Annotated in this window: 2 protein-coding genes and 10 pseudogenes; 6 read left to right on the plus strand and 6 right to left on the minus strand. The window is 58.0% G+C overall.

Going from position 1 to position 17,735, the window contains the following annotated elements:
• The first annotated feature begins 69 nt into the window (after nucleotides 1–69).
• Nucleotides 70–1,143, plus strand: a pseudogene (locus AB4N76_RS29830) (autotransporter domain-containing protein).
• A 140-nt stretch (nucleotides 1,144–1,283) separates the two neighbouring features.
• On the opposite strand, the pseudogene glgB reads toward AB4N76_RS29830, so the two are convergent.
• The 3 pseudogenes from glgB to AB4N76_RS29845 form a co-directional block, all read right to left on the minus strand.
• Nucleotides 1,284–3,476: pseudogene (gene glgB / locus AB4N76_RS29835) on the minus strand (1,4-alpha-glucan branching protein GlgB).
• Between the two features lie 67 nt (nucleotides 3,477–3,543).
• Nucleotides 3,544–6,890 (minus strand): annotated as a pseudogene (gene treS, locus AB4N76_RS29840) (maltose alpha-D-glucosyltransferase).
• Nucleotides 6,891–7,057: 167 nt separating this feature from the next.
• Nucleotides 7,058–9,053: pseudogene (locus AB4N76_RS29845) on the minus strand (alpha-1,4-glucan--maltose-1-phosphate maltosyltransferase).
• 214 nt (nucleotides 9,054–9,267) lie between these two features.
• Here AB4N76_RS29845 and AB4N76_RS29850 point away from each other — a divergent pair.
• Nucleotides 9,268–9,432: a hypothetical protein gene (locus AB4N76_RS29850; protein WP_175648999.1), complete on the plus strand. Its 165-nt coding sequence runs from the start codon at nucleotides 9,268–9,270 to the stop codon at nucleotides 9,430–9,432.
• Between the two features lie 30 nt (nucleotides 9,433–9,462).
• Here AB4N76_RS29850 and AB4N76_RS29855 read toward each other — a convergent pair.
• Nucleotides 9,463–9,964, minus strand: a pseudogene (locus AB4N76_RS29855) (MgtC/SapB family protein).
• A gap of 119 nt (nucleotides 9,965–10,083) precedes the next feature.
• Between AB4N76_RS29855 and AB4N76_RS29860 the strand changes: the two are divergent.
• The 4 genes and pseudogenes from AB4N76_RS29860 to AB4N76_RS29875 all read left to right on the plus strand — a co-directional run.
• Nucleotides 10,084–10,314, plus strand: a pseudogene (locus tag AB4N76_RS29860) (DUF3203 family protein); the annotation flags it as partial.
• Between the two features lie 199 nt (nucleotides 10,315–10,513).
• Nucleotides 10,514–11,942: pseudogene (gene ccoG, locus AB4N76_RS29865) on the plus strand (cytochrome c oxidase accessory protein CcoG).
• Between the two features lie 132 nt (nucleotides 11,943–12,074).
• Nucleotides 12,075–13,487, plus strand: a pseudogene (mapR, locus tag AB4N76_RS29870) (GntR family transcriptional regulator MpaR).
• Between the two features lie 946 nt (nucleotides 13,488–14,433).
• On the plus strand, nucleotides 14,434–14,976 hold the full coding sequence (locus tag AB4N76_RS29875) for an ATP-dependent nuclease (protein WP_460163945.1): 543 nt from the start codon (nucleotides 14,434–14,436) through the stop codon (nucleotides 14,974–14,976).
• A 467-nt stretch (nucleotides 14,977–15,443) separates the two neighbouring features.
• On the opposite strand, the pseudogene AB4N76_RS29880 reads toward AB4N76_RS29875, so the two are convergent.
• Both AB4N76_RS29880 and AB4N76_RS29885 read right to left on the minus strand, forming a co-directional pair.
• A pseudogene (locus AB4N76_RS29880) lies at nucleotides 15,444–16,188 on the minus strand (SDR family oxidoreductase).
• Nucleotides 16,189–16,461: 273 nt separating this feature from the next.
• Nucleotides 16,462–17,735 (minus strand): annotated as a pseudogene (locus tag AB4N76_RS29885) (putative bifunctional diguanylate cyclase/phosphodiesterase); the annotation flags it as partial.

Raw genomic sequence — 17,735 nt, forward strand, 5'->3', positions numbered from 1 at the left:
TCGCCCCTCATTCGGGGGTAGGAGAGACGCCACAGCGAGATACCGCATGCGATTGCAAGGTAGACCCCCATGAAAACTTCATTCACCCAACAAGAGATAAAAGTCACTTTTCGCACTGCCTCCAGCTCTATCTTGCTGTGCTCAACCCTGGAGGTCCAGGCGGGACCGGTCGGGCAAGAAACCGCCCCGTGGTATCGCCAGGAAGTTCCTGTGTCTGACCTTGCCTAATAGCATCATGTCGTCCTATCCCGGCCACTTCGGCCTCGCATCCGATACAACAAGCTCACACCTGACCATCGAGAGACGTAGCCCCTTCAACCTGGGATCAGGTGTATGGCAAACCGTCGCGGCAGGCGCAGACCGACTACCTGTCGCAGGGATTCTCGATCCAGGCAGCACCTGAACTCAAAGGCCCGGCGATCCTCACCTTGCACAAGCAGCAACGGCCATACCCGAAGTCGGCCTGATCGGCGGCACAAGCCCGCCTGCAAGGCGACAGCAACGGCTTGCTGACCAGCCCAGCCCTGGCCGACCCCAACAACGACACCCTTAACCTGCAAGGCCAGAGCCTCGGCGCTTACTGGAGCCTGATCGGCCCTCAAGGCTGGCATGTGGATTTGACTGCCAGCGGCGGCCGGGTCAGCGGCTTCAGCCGCAACGAACAGGGTGAACGACTAGCCACGAGAAGGCAGCGGGATGACCTTGTCGGTGGGAAGCGGCTTCCCGATTGGCTTGACCGAGAACTGGGTGGTTGAACCGCAGGCGCAATTGATCAATCAGCGCATTACCTGGATACGCCGTACGCCGGCTCGGGCAATGCGTCATCAAGCGAGCTGACGTCTGGAGCGGTCGGGTCGGCGCCCGATTGAGAGGTAGTTACGACATCAACGGCCTGGAGCGTCGAACCCTACGTGCGAACCAACTTGTGGTACACCGTGTACACCGGCAATACCGTGACGCTCGACCAGGTCGACAAGATCAGCAGCAGTCGAAATTCATCAACGGTCGAAGTGGGTTTGGGACTGGTGGCCAGAGTCACGCCTGCGGTCAGCTTTTATGTCGGCAGCCGATTACAGCAGTGATGTGGATGACAATGATTCGAACGGGTTGATTGTGAGTCTGGGTGTGCGGATGCGGTGGTAAAAGTTTGTGTCGTTTTGGCTGTCACCACCTGTAGGAACCGAGCTTGCTCGCGATAGCGGTATGTCAGTCACCTTTGATTTCGACTGAAGTACTTCATCACGGCAAACTCGCTCCTGCGGCGTGGCTGCCGCGATGACAGATCAACCCTCCGGCCGCAAGATCAATACCGCCAGCGGTGGCAGGTTCAACACCAACGACAGTGCTTGCCCATGGCTCGGCGTGTTCCTCGCTGAACGCCCCGCCACTGTTGCCGTAGTTGGAACCGGCATACAACGCCGCATCGCTGTTGATGACTTCGGTCCAGCGCCCGGCGAACGGCACGCCCACGCGATACCCCTCACGCGGCACCGGGGTGAAGTTGGCCACGACCAACACCGGCACCTGCCCTCCTTGCTCCAGCGCAACCACGCGTAGACGCTGTTGATCGCATCGTCGCCAATCAGCCACTGGAAGCCTTCAGGGCATCGTCCTGCTCATGCAGCGTCGGTTCTTCGCGGTACAGCCGATTGAGGTCGCCGACCAGTTTCTGCACCCCGTGCTCGGAGTATTGCAGCAGGTACCAGTCGAGTTGCTGATCGTGGTTCCACTGCGCCACTGACCGAACTCACAGCCCATGAACAACAGCTTCTTGCCAGGGTGCGTCCACATGAAGCTCAAGTAGGCGCGCAAATTGGCGAACTTTTGCCAGCGATCACCGGGCATCTTGTCGATCAGCGAATGCTTGCCGCTGGACCACTTCGTCGTGGAAATCGGCAGGATGATCGCTCGGACCAGGCGTACACCAGGCCAAAACTCAGTTCGTTGTGGTGATGCGCGCGGTACACCGGATCCTGCTGGATGTAACGCAGCGAATCGGCATCCAGCCCATGTTCCACTTGTAGGCAAAGCCCAAACCGCCCTGTTGCGTACTCTGGCTGACACCCGGCCACGCCGTGGATTCTTCGGCGATAACCAGCGCCCCAGGCGCCTCCAGTGCCACCACGTCGTTGAGATGGCGCCAAAAGTCGATGGCTTCGAGGTTTTCCCGACCACCATGGCAATTCGGCACCCATTCGCCGTCCTTGCGCGAGTAGTCGCGATGTCCCAGCGTAGAGGCCACCGCACATCGACACGCAGGCCATCGACGTGGAAATGCTTGAGCCAGTGCAACCTCCCGGAGGCCAGCATGTAACCGTGCACTTCGGTGCGGCCCAGGTTGTAGATCAGCGTGTCCCAGTCCTGATGAAAACCTTCCAGCGGGTTGCCGTATTCGTACAGCGCCGTGCCGTCGAACTGCGCCAGGCCATAGACATCGGTGGGAAAATGGCCGGCACCTTATCGAAGAACGCATGCTTTCAACCAGATGGCAGGCGTTGACGAACGCGGCAAAGTCATCGGGTGTGAACAATGCACGCGCGCTCGGGGCGAATTGCGAAAGCAGTTGATAACCCCACGAACGCGCCGAACGAGTCGCTCCATGATCGGCATCAGCTCGATGTGGGTGAACCCCAAATCCTTCACATAGCGAACTGCAGCCGCTCACCCAACTCGAGCCAGGGTGTACTGGCGGGCGACTTGCGCTAAATCATCCAGTCTCACTGCCAGGAACCAGCGTGCAATTCGTAGATCGACAGCGGCGCAGTCGGGCGCTGACGTTCGCCCCGCTACTGCATCCACGCCTGATCCGTGCCAGTCGATGGTCAGTGGTGACGCGACCTTCGAAGCGGTGTCTGGCGGCAAGGTGGTAGCAGCGCCATCGGCGTCAGCCTTGAGTGTAGATACCGTGGGTGCCGTGGAGAATTTCGTATTTGTAGGCTTCGCCTGCTCGCAGACGCGGAATCAACAGCTCCGGTACCCCGGTGGGATGACGCAGTGCGCATCCGGCAGCGGCGACCATCCCAGTTGTTGAAATCACCCACCACCGAAACGCGTTTGGCATTGGGCCCACACGGCGAACGGTACGCTTCGTCGGCCACCATCGACCGTTTCTACTGCGCACCGTGGCAGCTGCTCCAGGTCACGGTGATTGCCTTCGGCGAACAGGTACAAATCCATTTCGCCGAGCGATGTAACCGAAGCTGTAGGGTCTTCGCTCGCACCTGTTCTCGCCCCCGGCCCAGCGGGTACGCAACAGGTACGCCTGCGCACGGTCGAAGTGCCCGACAAACAATCCCGGGGTCTGGGTGGCTTCAAGGCTGCCGAGTTCCTCCCCGTTGTCCCACCGGCCACAGCACTGCACGCTCAACGCGTCTGGCAAAATAGGCTCGAATGCGAATGTCTGCCGTGACACCGTCGCCATGGGGACCGAGAATTGCAAAGAGGTCGCGATGTTCGGCGCGCACCAACGCATCGATATCCGAGTAACCTGGACAGTAGCGCCTTCTGCGGCGTGACCCTGTTCCTTGTTCGAGAAACTCATGACTACTCTCCACCAAGATCGGAAAAGCGTTTGGGCTTCCACTCAATAATCCATACGAGCCGTGCAAGGGCACCGGCAGCCAAGTGGAGTCGATTTTCGGCCTCATACGCCACTTCACAGGCCGCCTTCTCCAGACCGAACAACGCCAGCGCGGCGTCCGCGCCTTCCGGATCTGGCCATTTCTGCATGAAGAAGACTAGCTCGCCGCCAGCCGATAAGCGTCGACAAATGCCTGTTTTGCTTCAATCAAGTCGCGCTCGGCCACCCGTTGACGAGCAGCAGCTGTGCCTGCGCAGTGTTGTCGACGTTGTGCACATTGATCGTCATCGCAGCGGCGTAATCGAAAGAGCGCAACACACCACTGACATCCTTGTATGGCTGTGCTTACCCCGACGTTCATGCAACGTCCGCGCCGGCTCGCCCTCGAAATCGATCAGGTAGGCGTCACCCTTGATCACCAGCACCTGCCCCAGGTGCAAATCACCGTGGACACGCATGCGCAAACCACCGGCGGCTTTTTTACCGAGTTCAGCACATGGCCGAGGATGGTTTTGTTGTCCAGTAAACGGCTGACCAAGGCTTTGTCCGCCGGGCTCAGTTCATTTTGATGGCGCTTGAGCAACTTCAGTGCATGTTCCATTTGCGCTGCCACATCCTTGGCCGAGGCCAGCGCCTCTTTCTGTGTGGTGACCAGGAAGGGCGAAGTCCGGGTCTTTCGTCGAGGTCGCGAGTACCCGATGCATTCCCCGAGGCGCTGGCCGAGCATGCAGGCAAAATCCTTCAGCTCGCCGAGTGCGTTGTAGTGCTGCTCCTGCTCGGACACGGCGTCGGCCAACTCGTCACGCAAGGCGCGTTCAAGGTTGTTCTGAGTCCATTCCCAGGCATCGCCCTGATTGCTCAAATAGCCCTGAGCGATCATCAACAACGTGTCCTCGCCTTTGTTCATCGCGGCGAACCACCGAGCCCAGCAACGGCGAAATATTGCAAACCCGGTCTAGTCAGGTACGCGCTCATTTCCAGTTCCGGTGCACGCCCGAGGCGAGTTTGCGGATCAGTTTGAGCACCAGGCTGTTGCCGATCACCACCGAACTGTTGGATTGCTCGGCGGACAGATAACGCACAGGGGATTCGTCGGTTAGACCGAGTTTCGCCAGCTCTGCGGTCGGTTCAAACCGGATGTCGCCCGCACTCGAAGGCAGCACTGTGTCGTTGTGCATGCCTCGCAACACTGCACGGACAAAGTGTTCAAGACTAAAGGCGTCGGTGATCAACCCCACCTAGCGCCCGGCGTCGCGCACCCGCGACAAGGCCAATTGCTGGGGTAGCGCGGCCCCTACCTGGTCTTCGGGGATAAAGCCGAACGGCAACGTGATAGATGGGTCTGGCCGGCACTCGTCACTTCGATTTCGCTCAGCAGCACCGGGTGCAGCGGATCGCCGAAACGCACGCCGTAGGCCAGGCCGACCTGTTCGATGGCGGCGTCCTTGCCGGCAAACCAGCGGCGGTTTTGCAGCCAGCTTGGCAGGATGCCTTGCTCCAGCGTGCCACGGGACGGCGCCTCGAGCAGTTCTTCCATGCGCTTCTTCAGTACCAGCGTGGTGTAGTCCGGCAGGCTCTGCGCCGGTTCAACGTGCCAGCTCGGCATCTGGTTTTCCGCTGCAAGCCCGAACCAATAGAAGTCGTAAGGCAGCCAGCGTCAGCAAGAAATTCAACTGACCAATCGGTGGAAAGGCGTTACCGCCGAGCATCTCCACCGGCACCATGCCGACGTAGGCCGACAGGTCGAGTTCTGCCGCTTGCGCGCTGCGCGAGACGTTGGCCACACACAGGATGATTTCGTGTTTGCCATCGGCCCCGGTGAATTCACGGGTGTAGGCCAGAATCCGGCGATTGCTTGGCGACAGCATTTTCAGCGTACCGCGCCCGAACGCCTTGGACTGTTTGCGCACGGCGAGCATGCGCCGGGTCCAGTTGAGCAACGAGTGCGGATCGCCCGCCTGAGATTCGACGTTGACCGACAGGTAGCCGTATTGCGGGTCCATGATCGGCGGCAGCACCAGGCTGGCCGGGTCGGCGCGCGAAAACCCGCCGTTACGGTCGATCGACCATTGCATGGGGGTGCGCACACCGTCACGGTCACCGAGGTAGATGTTGTCGCCCATGCCGATTTCATCGCCGTAATACAGGGTCGGCGTGCCCGGCATCGACAGCAGCAAACTGTTGAGCAGTTCCACGCGACGACGATCGCGCTCCACCAAGGGCGCGAGGCGCCGGCGAATCCCCAGGTTGATCCGCGCCCGACGGTCGGCCGCGTAGTAATTCCACAGGTAATCGCGCTCCTTGTCAGTGACCATTTCCAGGGTCAGCTCATCGTGATTGCGCAGGAAAATCGCCCACTGACAGTTGGCCGGGATCTCCGGCGTCTGGCGCAGGATGTCGGTGATCGGGAAGCGATCCTCCTGAGCCAGCGCCATGTACATGCGCGGCATCAACGGAAAATGAAAGGCCATGTGGCACTCGTCGCCGTTCAAACCCTTGGCGTCGGTGTCGCCGAAATACAACTGGGTGTCTTCCGGCCATTGATTGGCTTCGGCCAACAGCATGCGGTCCGGGTAATTGGCGTCGATCTCGGCGCGAATCTGCTTTAAGACATCATGGGTTTCGGGGAGGTTTTCGTTGTTGGTGCCGTCACGTTCGATCAGGTACGGGATGGCATCCAGGCGCAGACCATCGATGCCCATGTCGAGCCAGTAGCGCATGACCGAGAGCACGGCTTTCATGACTTGCGGGTTATCGAAGTTCAGGTCGGGCTGGTGGAGTAGAACGGTGCCAGAAGTACTGGCCGGCGACCGGGTCCCAGGTCCAGTTGGATTTCTCGGTGTCGAGAAAGATGATGCGCGTGCCGTCGTATTTTTGATCGTCATCGGACCAGACGTAGAAGTCCTCGCGCCGCCGAGCCGGGTTTGGCCTTGCGTGCGCGCTGGAACCAGGCGTGCTGATCCGAGGTGTGGTTGATGACCAGTTCGGTAATCACCCGCAGGCCACGCTTGTGCGCCTCGGCAATGAAGCGTTTGGCGTCGGCCATGGTGCCGTAATCGGCGTGCACGCCACGGTACTCGGCGATGTCGTAGCCATCGTCGCGGCGCGGCGAGGGGTAGAACGGCAACAGCCAGATGGTATTGACGCCGAGGTCGGCGATGTAATCGAGTTTGGCGATCAAGCCCGGAAAGTCGCCGATCCCGTCATTGTTGGAGTCGAAAAACGATTTGACGTGAACCTGATAGATCACCGCGTCCTTGTACCAGAGCGGGTCTTTGATGAACGTGGCTGCCTTGGGTTTCTTCGCCATTTGAAACTCCTGTTGAATTCGAAAAGGCCGCTGAGCCGATCACCCGCCTCAAACCCAATGATTACCTGTGGGAGCGAGCTGCTCGCGATGGCGATTGAACATTCAACAACTGTGCTGTCTGTCAAATTGCTATCGCGAGCAAGCTCGCTCCCACAGGGTTCTGCGTGCTAGACGGTAATCCTCCAGATCCCGAACGGTTGATACGCCGGAGTCGATGCGCATGAACTGGTACTTGCCATACCAGGTCCAGCGGTGGCCGTTCATCAAGTCCTCGCCCTGGGTGCTGGCGTCATCGGGCAGGCCCATTTCCCACAGCGGCAATTCGAAAGTGGCTTCTGGAACGTTGTGTGGGTCCAGGCTGACCGCCACCAAAATGAAGTTGCCGCCGTCCGCGCTGCGTTTGCCGAAATACAGAATGTTGTCGTTCCAGGCGTTATAGACCTTTAAGCCCAGGTGCGTGTGCAGCGCCGGGTTTTGCCGACGAATCCGGTTGAGCTGGGCAATTTCGGCAATGATGTTGCCCGGCGCATTGAAGTCCCGCGGGCGGATTTCGTACTTCTCGGAGTCGAGGTAGCCTCTCTTGCCCGGTACTGATGCCGCCTCACACAACTCGAAGCCCGAGTACATGCCCCACAAACCCGACCCCATGGTCGCCAGCGCCGCGCGGATCAGAAAGCCCGCGCGCCCCGACTCATGCAGGAAAAACGGGTTGATGTCCGGGGTATTGACGAAAAAATTCGGCCGGTAGCATTCGCGCCACGGTGACTCGTTGAGCTCGGTGAAATACGTCGCCAGCTCATGCTTGGTATTGCGCCAGGTGAAGTAGGTGTAGCTCTGCGAATAGCCGACCTTGCCCAGCCGCGCCATCATCGCCGGCGTGGTAAAGGCTTCCGCGAGGAAAATCACCTCGGGGTACAGCGCCCGCACATCGGCGATCAGCCACTGCCAGAACGGCAGCGGTTTGGTGTGAGGGTTGTCGACGCGAAAGATCTTCACACCCTCTTCAACCCAACCGACCACGATGTCGCGCAGTTCGACCCAAAGGCTAGGGATGGCGTCGTTAGCGTAGAAGTCGACGTTAACGATGTCCTGGTATTTCTTCGGCGGGTTTTCGGCGTATTTGATCGTGCCGTCCGGCCGCCAGTTGAACCAGCCCGGGTGCTGCTGCAACCACGGGTGGTCCTGGGAACACTGAATCGCAAAATCGAGGGCGATTTCAATCCCGTAGTCCGCCGCCGTGGCGACCAGGTGGCGGAAGTCTTCGCGGGTGCCCAGTTGCGAGTGAATCGCCTCATGCCCGCCCTCTTCGCTGCCGATGGCATAGGGACTGCCCGGATCGTCCGGACCGGCAGTCAGGGAGTTGTTCGGGCCTTTTCGGTAGCTGCGTCCGATGGGATGAATCGGCGGGAAATACAGGACGTCGAATCCCATGTCCTGAATCATCGGCAACCGCGAGTGCACGTCATTGAACGTGCCGTGTCGGGCCGGATCATCGGTGATCGAGCGCGGGAACAGCTCATACCAACTGGCGAACTGCGCCAGCTCCCGTTCGACATCCAGCGGGTACTCCGGGCTCAGGCTCACGTAGGCGCGATGATCGGCCTGAGCCATCAGCTCGGCGCTACGTTGGTGCACAAACAGCGCGACCTGCTCGTTTTCGAGCAGGCCGGACAACTCATGGTGCAACGCCGCCAATTGTTCGCTTAACAGGCCTTCGCTGCGCCCGGCGGCCTGCTGGACCAGCGTGCGTCCTTCCTGCAACTCAAGACTGACGGGGATTCGCGCTGCGTGCTTCTTTTCCAGTTCGTAGCAGAAACTGGCGAACTGATCGATCCAGGCCTCGATGCAGAACAGATAGCGCCCCTGACGCTCGACGCGGAACTGGCCCTGCCAGCCATTGTTGCCCTGGTCGGCCATCACTTCGCTTTGCCAGATGTCATCGCCATCGGCGCGCCAGCGCAGCCGCACCGCCAGTTTGTCGTGACCGTCGGCAAACACTTTGCTGGACACCACCACGTCCTGACCCACCACGGCTTTGACGGCGAACTGTCCGCCATCCAGGGTCGGCTGGGTGTTTTCAATCGCGATTCGCGGCAGCAGTAACGCCTGCGACAGCGGCATGTGAGGGTTGTAGTTCAGCTCTGTCGGTTTTTGCGCAGTCATCGAGCATCGCTCCTTCACGCCCCATGGACGCTCTTGTACCGGGTTTCCCTGAATGGATTCGCTTAGGTTGGGAGCCACCGGATTCGATAAAAGTTCAGAGTGATTTGCCCAGGCTGATTGCCGGGGAATCAATTCGCGCGTCAGCAGGTCAATCCACTTAAGCTAACGAGTTACGCCATGTGCCACCGCAGACTGACACTCGGAGATTTCAACAATGAGTATTCCAATCCCCGCCGAAACGCCTGATCCGAACATCGACAGCCCGGTCATTCCACCCACCGAACCGGAGCCAGTACCCGAGGAAGATCCACCCGGCACCCAGCCACCGCCTCGGGAAGAACCACCGAGCACAATGCCGCCGGTGATTGTGAAGCCGTGATCGTTCCCGCGCAGAGCGTGGGAACGATGATTACCCGGTGTGATCCTTGTCGATCAGCCGCACAATCCTCGGCATCACGCTAAAGATCGCCAACGCCAACACCGTACTGAACAGCGCCGTCGCCTCACGTCCCAAACCGGCCGAGACGCCGATCGCGGCGGTCATCCATAACCCGGCGGCGGTGGTCGAGGCCTTTGACGTGGGCTTCGTCGCCGTCGGTGTTTTTCAGGATAGTCCCAGCCCCCAGAAAACCGATCCCGCGCAATGACGCCCTGCACCACCCGGCTCATGGCGTCGGCCTGGGCGCCGGACATCTGCGGCACCAGCACGAACAGCGCGGCCCCCAACGCCACCAGCATGTGGGTGCGGACGCCGGCGGCCTTGCCCTTGTGCCTCGCTCAAAGCCGAGGATGCCGCCCAGCACAGCGGCCATCAGCAAGCGCACGCTAATGCGCGTCAGTTGGGAGGCGTCGCCGATGTCGGCGAACTCCGCTTGCAGCGTCACCCAAACCTCATGCCACCAGGCGTTCATGCTGTGGTCCTTTTGAGTTGTTAGAGGGTGGACCGCGCTGACCACTAATCGGTTGCAGCGAACGATGGTCGTCCTGCGCGCCCTAACGTTCATGTACTGCTGAATAAAGGACCTGCCCCATGACCGTGCGCATCGAAAACCAGACCTGCTTTTTTATCCTGGAAAACGGCGAGGAAATTCGCCTGTGCCCCGACGTCACCATCATCACTGACTCGGACAAAGCCATGTCAGCCGTCGACCTGAACGGACAGCGCGTCTACATCACCGAAGCAGAAGCCGATGCATTGACCGTAGCAGGCGCGGTGGACGGTCGCCGGCACTTGATGACCACCAACAGTGATTCGGTGATTTGGACTGACGCTGATCAACATCGTCTGCGCCGGTCTGATTTACGTATGCACGTCCTGCTGTGGCAGGTGCTTCAAGTTGTCGCAGGTAGCGGGTCAGCGCTCATCTGATCCGCTTTTTATTGCAATACCTGAGTCTGTTATGCAAACAGATCGACGCTCATAGTGCGCTGGCCTGATGGAGGCTGATGAGCGACAGACCATGAGCGATAGAATCCCCGTCCGATTAGTTGAAAGCGCCCCTGTACAGACTTTGAGCCTTCGCGTCCAGCTGAAGGCCAAGTCCAGCGACAACTTGATCCATACCCGCAGTTTTACCGGCCTGTTCCGCACCTTGCGCCTGAGCGGTGCGGGTTTTCTGTTTTTACTGTTTTTCGGCACGGTGTGGCTGAACTGGGGCGACCGCCAGGCGGTGCTCTGGGACCTTTCCGGAGCAAATTCCACATCTTTGGCGCGACCTTCTGGCCGCAGGATTTCATCCTGCTCTCGGCGCCTGCTGATCATCGCCGCATTCGGCCTGTTTGCGATCACCGTGTTCACCGGCCGGGTCTGGTGCGGGTACACCTGCCCGCAGGAGTTCCTGGACCTGGATCTTCATGTGGTGCGAGAAGATCACCGAAGGCGAGCGCAACCAGCGAATCAAGCTGCAAGCCGCGCCATGGGGCTTGAACAAACTCTTGCGCCGCTCAGCCAAGCACACGCTGTGGCTGGCGATCAGTCTGCTCACCGGCCTGACATTTGTCGGCTACTTCACACCGATCCGGCCGCTGGCCGAAGAACTGCTGACCTGGCATATGGGCGGTGTCAGCCTGTTCTGGGTGCTGTTCTTTACCGGCGCCACTTACATCAACGCCGGTTGGTTGCGTGAAGCCGTGTGCATGCACATGCATGTCCGTATGCGCGGTTCCAGAGCGTGATGTTCGACAAGGACACCCTGACCATTTCTTATGATGCTGCCCGAGGCGAAAATCGTGGCCCGCGCAAACGTGAGGTGAAACCGGCCGAGGTCGGCCTGGGTGATTGCATCGATTGTCAGGTTGTGCGTGCAGGTCTGCCCGACCGGCATCGACATTCGCGATGGCTTGCAGATGGAATGCATCGGTTGCGCGGCCTGCATCGACGCCTGTGATTCGATCATGGACAAAATGGGCTACGCCCGCGGGCTGATCAGCTATACCTCGGAGCATGAATTGCAGGGTGGCAAGACGCACCTGCTACGGCCACGGCTGATCGGTTACACGGCGGTGCTGCTGGTGATGATCGGCGCCTCGCCCTCGCGCTGGTGGAGCGGCCAATGGTGTCGCTGGACGTGAGCAAGGACCGTGGGCTGTTCCGCGAGAACAGCCAGGGCCAGATCGAAAACATTTACAGCCTGAAGGTCATCAACAAAACACAGCAGCGTCAGGACTATCGTTTGACCCTGGTCGAGGGTGACGGCTTTCAGTTGCAGGGCAAAACGCAGCTGAGCCTGGCGCCCGGCGAAATTGTCGATGTGCCGGTGTCGCGTGGCGATGACCACGGAGCGGCCAGCCAGCAGCTCGCAGGCGATCACGTTCAGGGTTGTCGACAGTGATGAACCGGACATTTATAGCGAAGCGAAGAGCCGGTTTGTTGCGCCGATGAACCGCTGATCCTTAGACTGCGGTAGCTGCCATTCGCGGGCATGCCCGCCCCACAAGGACATCGCAATACCTGTGGGAGCGGGCTTGCCCGCGATGAAGACACCGCGGTCTTTCAAAAAATGACACCGATCCGGGCTCAAGATGAAACGCTACGAAAAATTCGCCGACGACATCGCCGAACTGATCCGCTCCGGCGTCCTCGGTCCCGGCCAGCGCGTGCCATCCGTGCGCTACGCCCAGTCAAACCTACGGCGTCAGTCCGTCCACGGTGTTCCAGGCCTATTACCTGCTCCAGACGCTGAGGCCTGATCCGCGCCCGGCCGCGCTCCGGCTACTTCGTCAACGCCCACGCACCGAGCCCGTTTTCGGAGCCGGTGATCAGCAGCCAGGTCAACGAGTCCACCGAAGTCGACGTCAGTGAACTGGTGTTCTCGGTGCTCGACTCGATCAAGGACCCCAATACCGTCGCGTTCGGCTCCGCCTTTCCCAGCCCCTCCCTGTTCCCGCTGCAACGCCTGTCGCGCTCGCTGGCCAGCGCTGCCCCGGGAAATGGACCCGCGCATGGTCGTCACCGACATGTCACCGGGCAACCCGCAATTGCGTCGACAAATCGCCCTGCGCTACATGGTCGGCGGGCTGATGCTGCCGATGGAAGAACTGTTGATTACCAACGGCGCGCTGGAAGCCTTGAACCTGTGCCTGCAAGCGGTCACTGAACCCGGCGACCTGGTGGCCATTGAAGCGCCGGCGTTCTACGCCTGCCTGCAAATTCTGGAACGGTTGAAACTCAAGGCCGTGGAGATTCCGGTGCACCCTCGGGACGGCATCGATCTGGGTGTGCTGGCTCAGACGCTGGAACGTCATCCGATCAAAGTCTGCTGGTGCATGACCAGTTTCCAGAACCCCATGGGCGCGACCATGCCCGAGGCGAAAAAGCAGGAATTGGTCGAGTTGCTGCGCCGTCATCAAGTGCCGCTGATTGAAGATGATGTCTACGCCGAGCTGTATTACGGTCAGCAGGCGCCGAAACCGGCCAAGGCGTTTGATACGCAAGGGTTGGTGATGCACTGCGGCTCGTTCGCCAAAAGCCTGGCCCCCGGATACCGCATCGGTTGGGTGGCGGCCGGGCGTTATGCGCAGAAGATCGAACGCTTGAAACTCATGACCTCACTGGTGCGCCTCGATGCCGGCGCAGGCAGCCATCGCCGATTACCTGCAACACGGTGGTTACGACCGACACCTGCGCAAACTGCGTTACGCCCTCGAAGAACAGCAAACGCCATGCTCGCCGCCATCGCCCGCTATTTTCCGGCACAGACCCGCGTCAGCCAAACGGCCGGCGGCTATTTCCTGTAGCTGGAATTACCGGCGCAGATGGATTCGCTGAAGTTGTTCCAGATGGCGTTGGCGCAGGGCATCAGCATCGCGCCGGGGACCGATTTTTCGCCGACGCAGCGGTTTCGCAACTGCATCCGCTTGAATTACGGCAGCCCTTGGAATGAGGCGGCGGAGAAAGCCATGGAGACGTTGGGGCGGATTGTGCGGTCGTTTTAAAGCGCCATCAAAACAGTGGCACCTCTAGATTAAAGTCGGTACATTTAGAATTAGCCCAAGCCAATTTATTACTTAACAGCTTAAGCAGCCATTATACACACCACCAGAGATCAACATGCCCGGAGTACAGAGTCCTAAAAGGAGTCGCACTCTCCAACTTCAAAGGCATCGGTACAACCGTTCAAAAAATAGGCCCATTCAAGCAGTTCAACTTTTTCGTCGGCCCAAACAACTCAGGAAAATCCACTGTTTTATACTTCATATCAAAATACCTGGAAAAGTTGAATACCGACGCAAAGCATGAGAAGAAGCAGCAGAGTTTGCAATTGCCGACCTAGAAAGAAACATAGAAACAAAATCCGCCATCCCCACTATCGGGAGCTGCATTACTGCAAACGACTTAATCGAAGCTGAAATCAACGCAAACAACTCATCTATCGCCTCGCACGAAGCGTTTCGAGCGCTCTCCAAAAGCATACTCACAACATTAGCTGACGAAAACGACCTTATTTGGACTAAACCGCGCCGAACTCAAAAAGGTCGCATTCAACTACTTGATAAAAACTTCAATGACGCCTTCGAAAACTTATCGAAGAGACGACCTTCAAAGAATAACAAATACGATAAACGAGTTCAGCAGCCAAAAACAATCGGACCTCAGATGCGTTAGATTCCTGGATACAAATTCTTTTGGCGCACGCAAAAATCACAATAAAAAAAGATGCATGCCTCATACCTGCCATAAGAGAAATAAATACGGAGGATGCTACAGATACGTCCTCTGGCTCAGGACTTATAAAAAAACTAGCAGAACTCCAGAATCCCAACAGTTTCGGTATCGACATACACGAACCATTCGATAAAATAAACAACTTTTTACGCTCCGTGTTGCAAAATACGATCAGCCAGGATCCAGATATCCTATAAAAATGAAATATCTGTATTTATGGACAAGAAAACGTTGCCACTGGAATCCCTGGCAACTGGAATTCACGAAATTATTATTTTGGCAGCAGCCTGTACTCTGCTTGAGAACAGTGTCATTTGCATAGAAGAGCCGGAACTCCATCTTCATCCCGCCTTGCAGCGCAGACTAATGAGGTATCTTGCAGAGGAAACAACAAATCAATATTTTATTGCAACACACTCAGCCTCAATAATTGACATGCCTGACGCTGCAATATTTCAAGTAAAACAGAGCGAAACAGGCACAACGATCAACTCAGCCTTCTGTTCGGCTTCAAAGTCCAACCTTGTCCAAGATTTAGGATATAAAGCATCGGACATACTACAAGCAAATTTTATCATTTGGGTTGAAGGTCCGTCCGACAGAATCTACCTAAACCACTGGATCTCAAACTTTACAAAAGACACGAAACACAAATTAAAAGAAGGCATTGACTACTCAATTATGTTTTACGGAGGCCGCCTGCTCAGTCATTTATCACTAGATGAATCAGAAGACTTCGAAGAAGACGTCATGTATTGATCGCTGTGAAGGCACTAAATCGCAACCTGGCCTTCATCATAGACAGTGACATGCAGTCCGACTCCGACACAATCAACAGCACAAAAACCAAAATAAAAAACAAGATCGAAGAAAATATCAACGGACTTGAAAACAGCAATCTTTGCTGGATCACACGCGGTCGCGAAATTGAAAACTACATCCCTTACCCTACAATACTCAGTACAATCAAGAACTGTTACAAAACCACCTTTCAACACCAAGACCCGCAACATCCGAATTCTCTAACATCTTACACTTCGAGAGAAAGGACGGAACACTATTCAAAAAAGCTGATAAAGTTCGCATTGCTAAAATTATCTGTAAATCAGAACCTGACTTCACTGTTCTTGACCTATCAGAAAGACTACAAGAACTTGTGAAAAAAATTATTGCATCCAAAAATAGATAAAGCGGAAACCCGCAAGATACTTTGCGGGTTTTCGCTACTACCTTCCACCCCCCAGATCAACAAACGTCCCGGTCGCATAAGAAGCCTTGTCCGACAACAACCAGACAATCGCCTCAGCCACTTCATCCGGGCGTCCACCGCGCGCCATCGGAATCGCCGATTCAGCTTGCCAATCCGGTCCGGGTCGCCGCTCAGGGCATGGAAGTCGGTGAAGATGAAGCCCGGCCGCACGGCAGTGACGCGAATGCCCTCGCCCGCAATCTCCTTGGACAAGCCGATGGTGAAGCTGTCCAGCGCACCTTTGGACGCGGCGTAATCCACGTACTCGTTGGGCGAGCCCAAACGCGAGGCCACCGAAGACACGTTAACGATGCTGCCACCCTGTCCGCCGTGTTTGGGTGACATGCGCAGGACCGCGTGCTTGGCGCAAAGGATCGGTGCCAGGTCGTTGGTCTTGAGGATTTTGAGAATGCGGAATTCGGACATTTCGTCGATTGGGATTGAGCCCGACTGTGCCGGCGTTGTTCACCAGTGCCGTAACCACGACCAGTTCGGTGTCCACCCGGTGGAACAGCGCGATCGCTCATCTTCAACGCTGACATCTGCGCGCACCGCAATGGCCCGGAGCGCCAGTGCTCGAACTCGCTCCAGCACGCTTTGCGCGGCGGTCTCGTCCAGATTGGTAGCTTTATACCAACCCGATATCCCTGCCTGGCGGCCAACCGAGCAGTAGCGGCACCGATACCGCGACCGCCACCGGTGATGACGATGACTTTGTCCATGTAGGCGTTCCCCATTCCAGCGTAAGCAATCGGAAATCGGATAGCCGTCATACCCGGCTTTTGCATGGTCACACATCAACCAGACATTACCAACACCACGCCACACTACCGTCCGTAGCAGCTGCCGAGCCTGCGAGGCTGCGTCCGGCTGCGCAGCAGTCGTAACCCCAGATACACGCGGTCTTTCTGAGACTACCGCGCCGCCAGATTTCACGACAGCTTCGCGCCCATCGCAGCCTGGCGTTCGGCAGCTCATTACAGACAGTGAGATCTTCAGGCCGTCGACAGTTTCTCTGCGCGCCGGATGTCCACCATGAATCGGTCGGCCGGCTGCGCGTGCCCCAGCAGATAGCCTTGCAACGAATCACACCAGTTTGATCAGGAAGTTCTGCTGCACGCCGGTTTCGACACCTTCGACGACGATCCGCAAGCCCAGGGCCTGACCGAGTACGATAATCGCCGAGACAATCGCCGCGTCGTCGCTGTCGTGTTCAGGTCACGGACAAACCCACGGTCCAACTTCCACTCATTAGCAGGCAGGCGCAGAGTGCGCATCGAGCTCGAACTGCCCGTCCCGAAATCATCGATGGACAGGTCGACGCCCATGATTGAGAGTCCTGCATCATCGTGCATGCTGGCGTCCGCATCGCTCATGGCGGTGGTTTCGGTGATTTCCAGGGTCGAGGCTATTGGCCGGCAGCCGGTGCAAGCTCAGGGCCTCGGCCACACTTTGAACCAGGCCTGCATGGCAGAACTGCAACGCCGAGAGGTTCACCGCGATCCGCCAGTCGGTGTAACCCTGCACATACCATTCGCGCATCTGACGGCAGGCTTCGTTGAGCACCCACTCGCCAAGCTGCACGATCAGCCCGGTCTTTTCCGCCAGATCAATAAAAGTGTCCGGCAGCATCATGCCCCGTGTCGGGTGTTCCCACCGCAGCAGCTCTTCGGCGCTCACCGGCCGGCCATTACCGGCGTCGAACTGGGCTGGTAATCGAGGCTGTTTCGTTCCTGATCGAGCGCATTGCGCAGGTATTGCAACAATTGCAGCTGTTTGCGCGCGTTGCTGTTCATCGACGCGTCGAAGAAGCTGTGGCCGTTTTTACCGGCGCCCTTGGCGTGGTACATCGCCGCATCAGCGTTCATCAGCAAATCCTGGGCGTTCCGGCCGTTACCTGGGTATAACGCGATGCCGACGCTGGCGGAAATCTGCAAGTCATTTTCAGCCACCCGGAACGAGCGCGCGATCAACCCCACCCTGACGCGCCGCCAGGCCGAGCGCGTCATCCGGCTCGGCGAGCCGTACCAGCAGCACAAATTCATCGCCGCCGATGCGCGCCAACGATGTCCTGGCTACGGAAATCTTCACGCAGGCGCAAGCCGACTTCGCGCAACAACTGATCAGCCCATGTGGTGGCCAAAAGCATCGTTGACCGGTTCGAAACCGTCCCGGTCGATGAACATCAGCGCAAAATAGCCACCCTGCTCCTTGACCTTGGACATGGCCTGCTCGATGCGATCAGCCAGCAAGACGCGATTGGGCAAAC

The organism is Pseudomonas sp. S2_F03 (assembly GCF_054668335.1).

What these genes read in the sequence shown, in the direction of transcription:
- AB4N76_RS29875 (WP_460163945.1), top strand. Translation starts at nt 14,434, where the DNA reads ATGGACAAGAAAACGTTGCCACTGGAATCCCTGGCAACTGGAATTCAC.
- AB4N76_RS29850 (WP_175648999.1), top strand. Translation starts at nt 9,268, where the DNA reads ATGAGTATTCCAATCCCCGCCGAAACGCCTGATCCGAACATCGACAGC.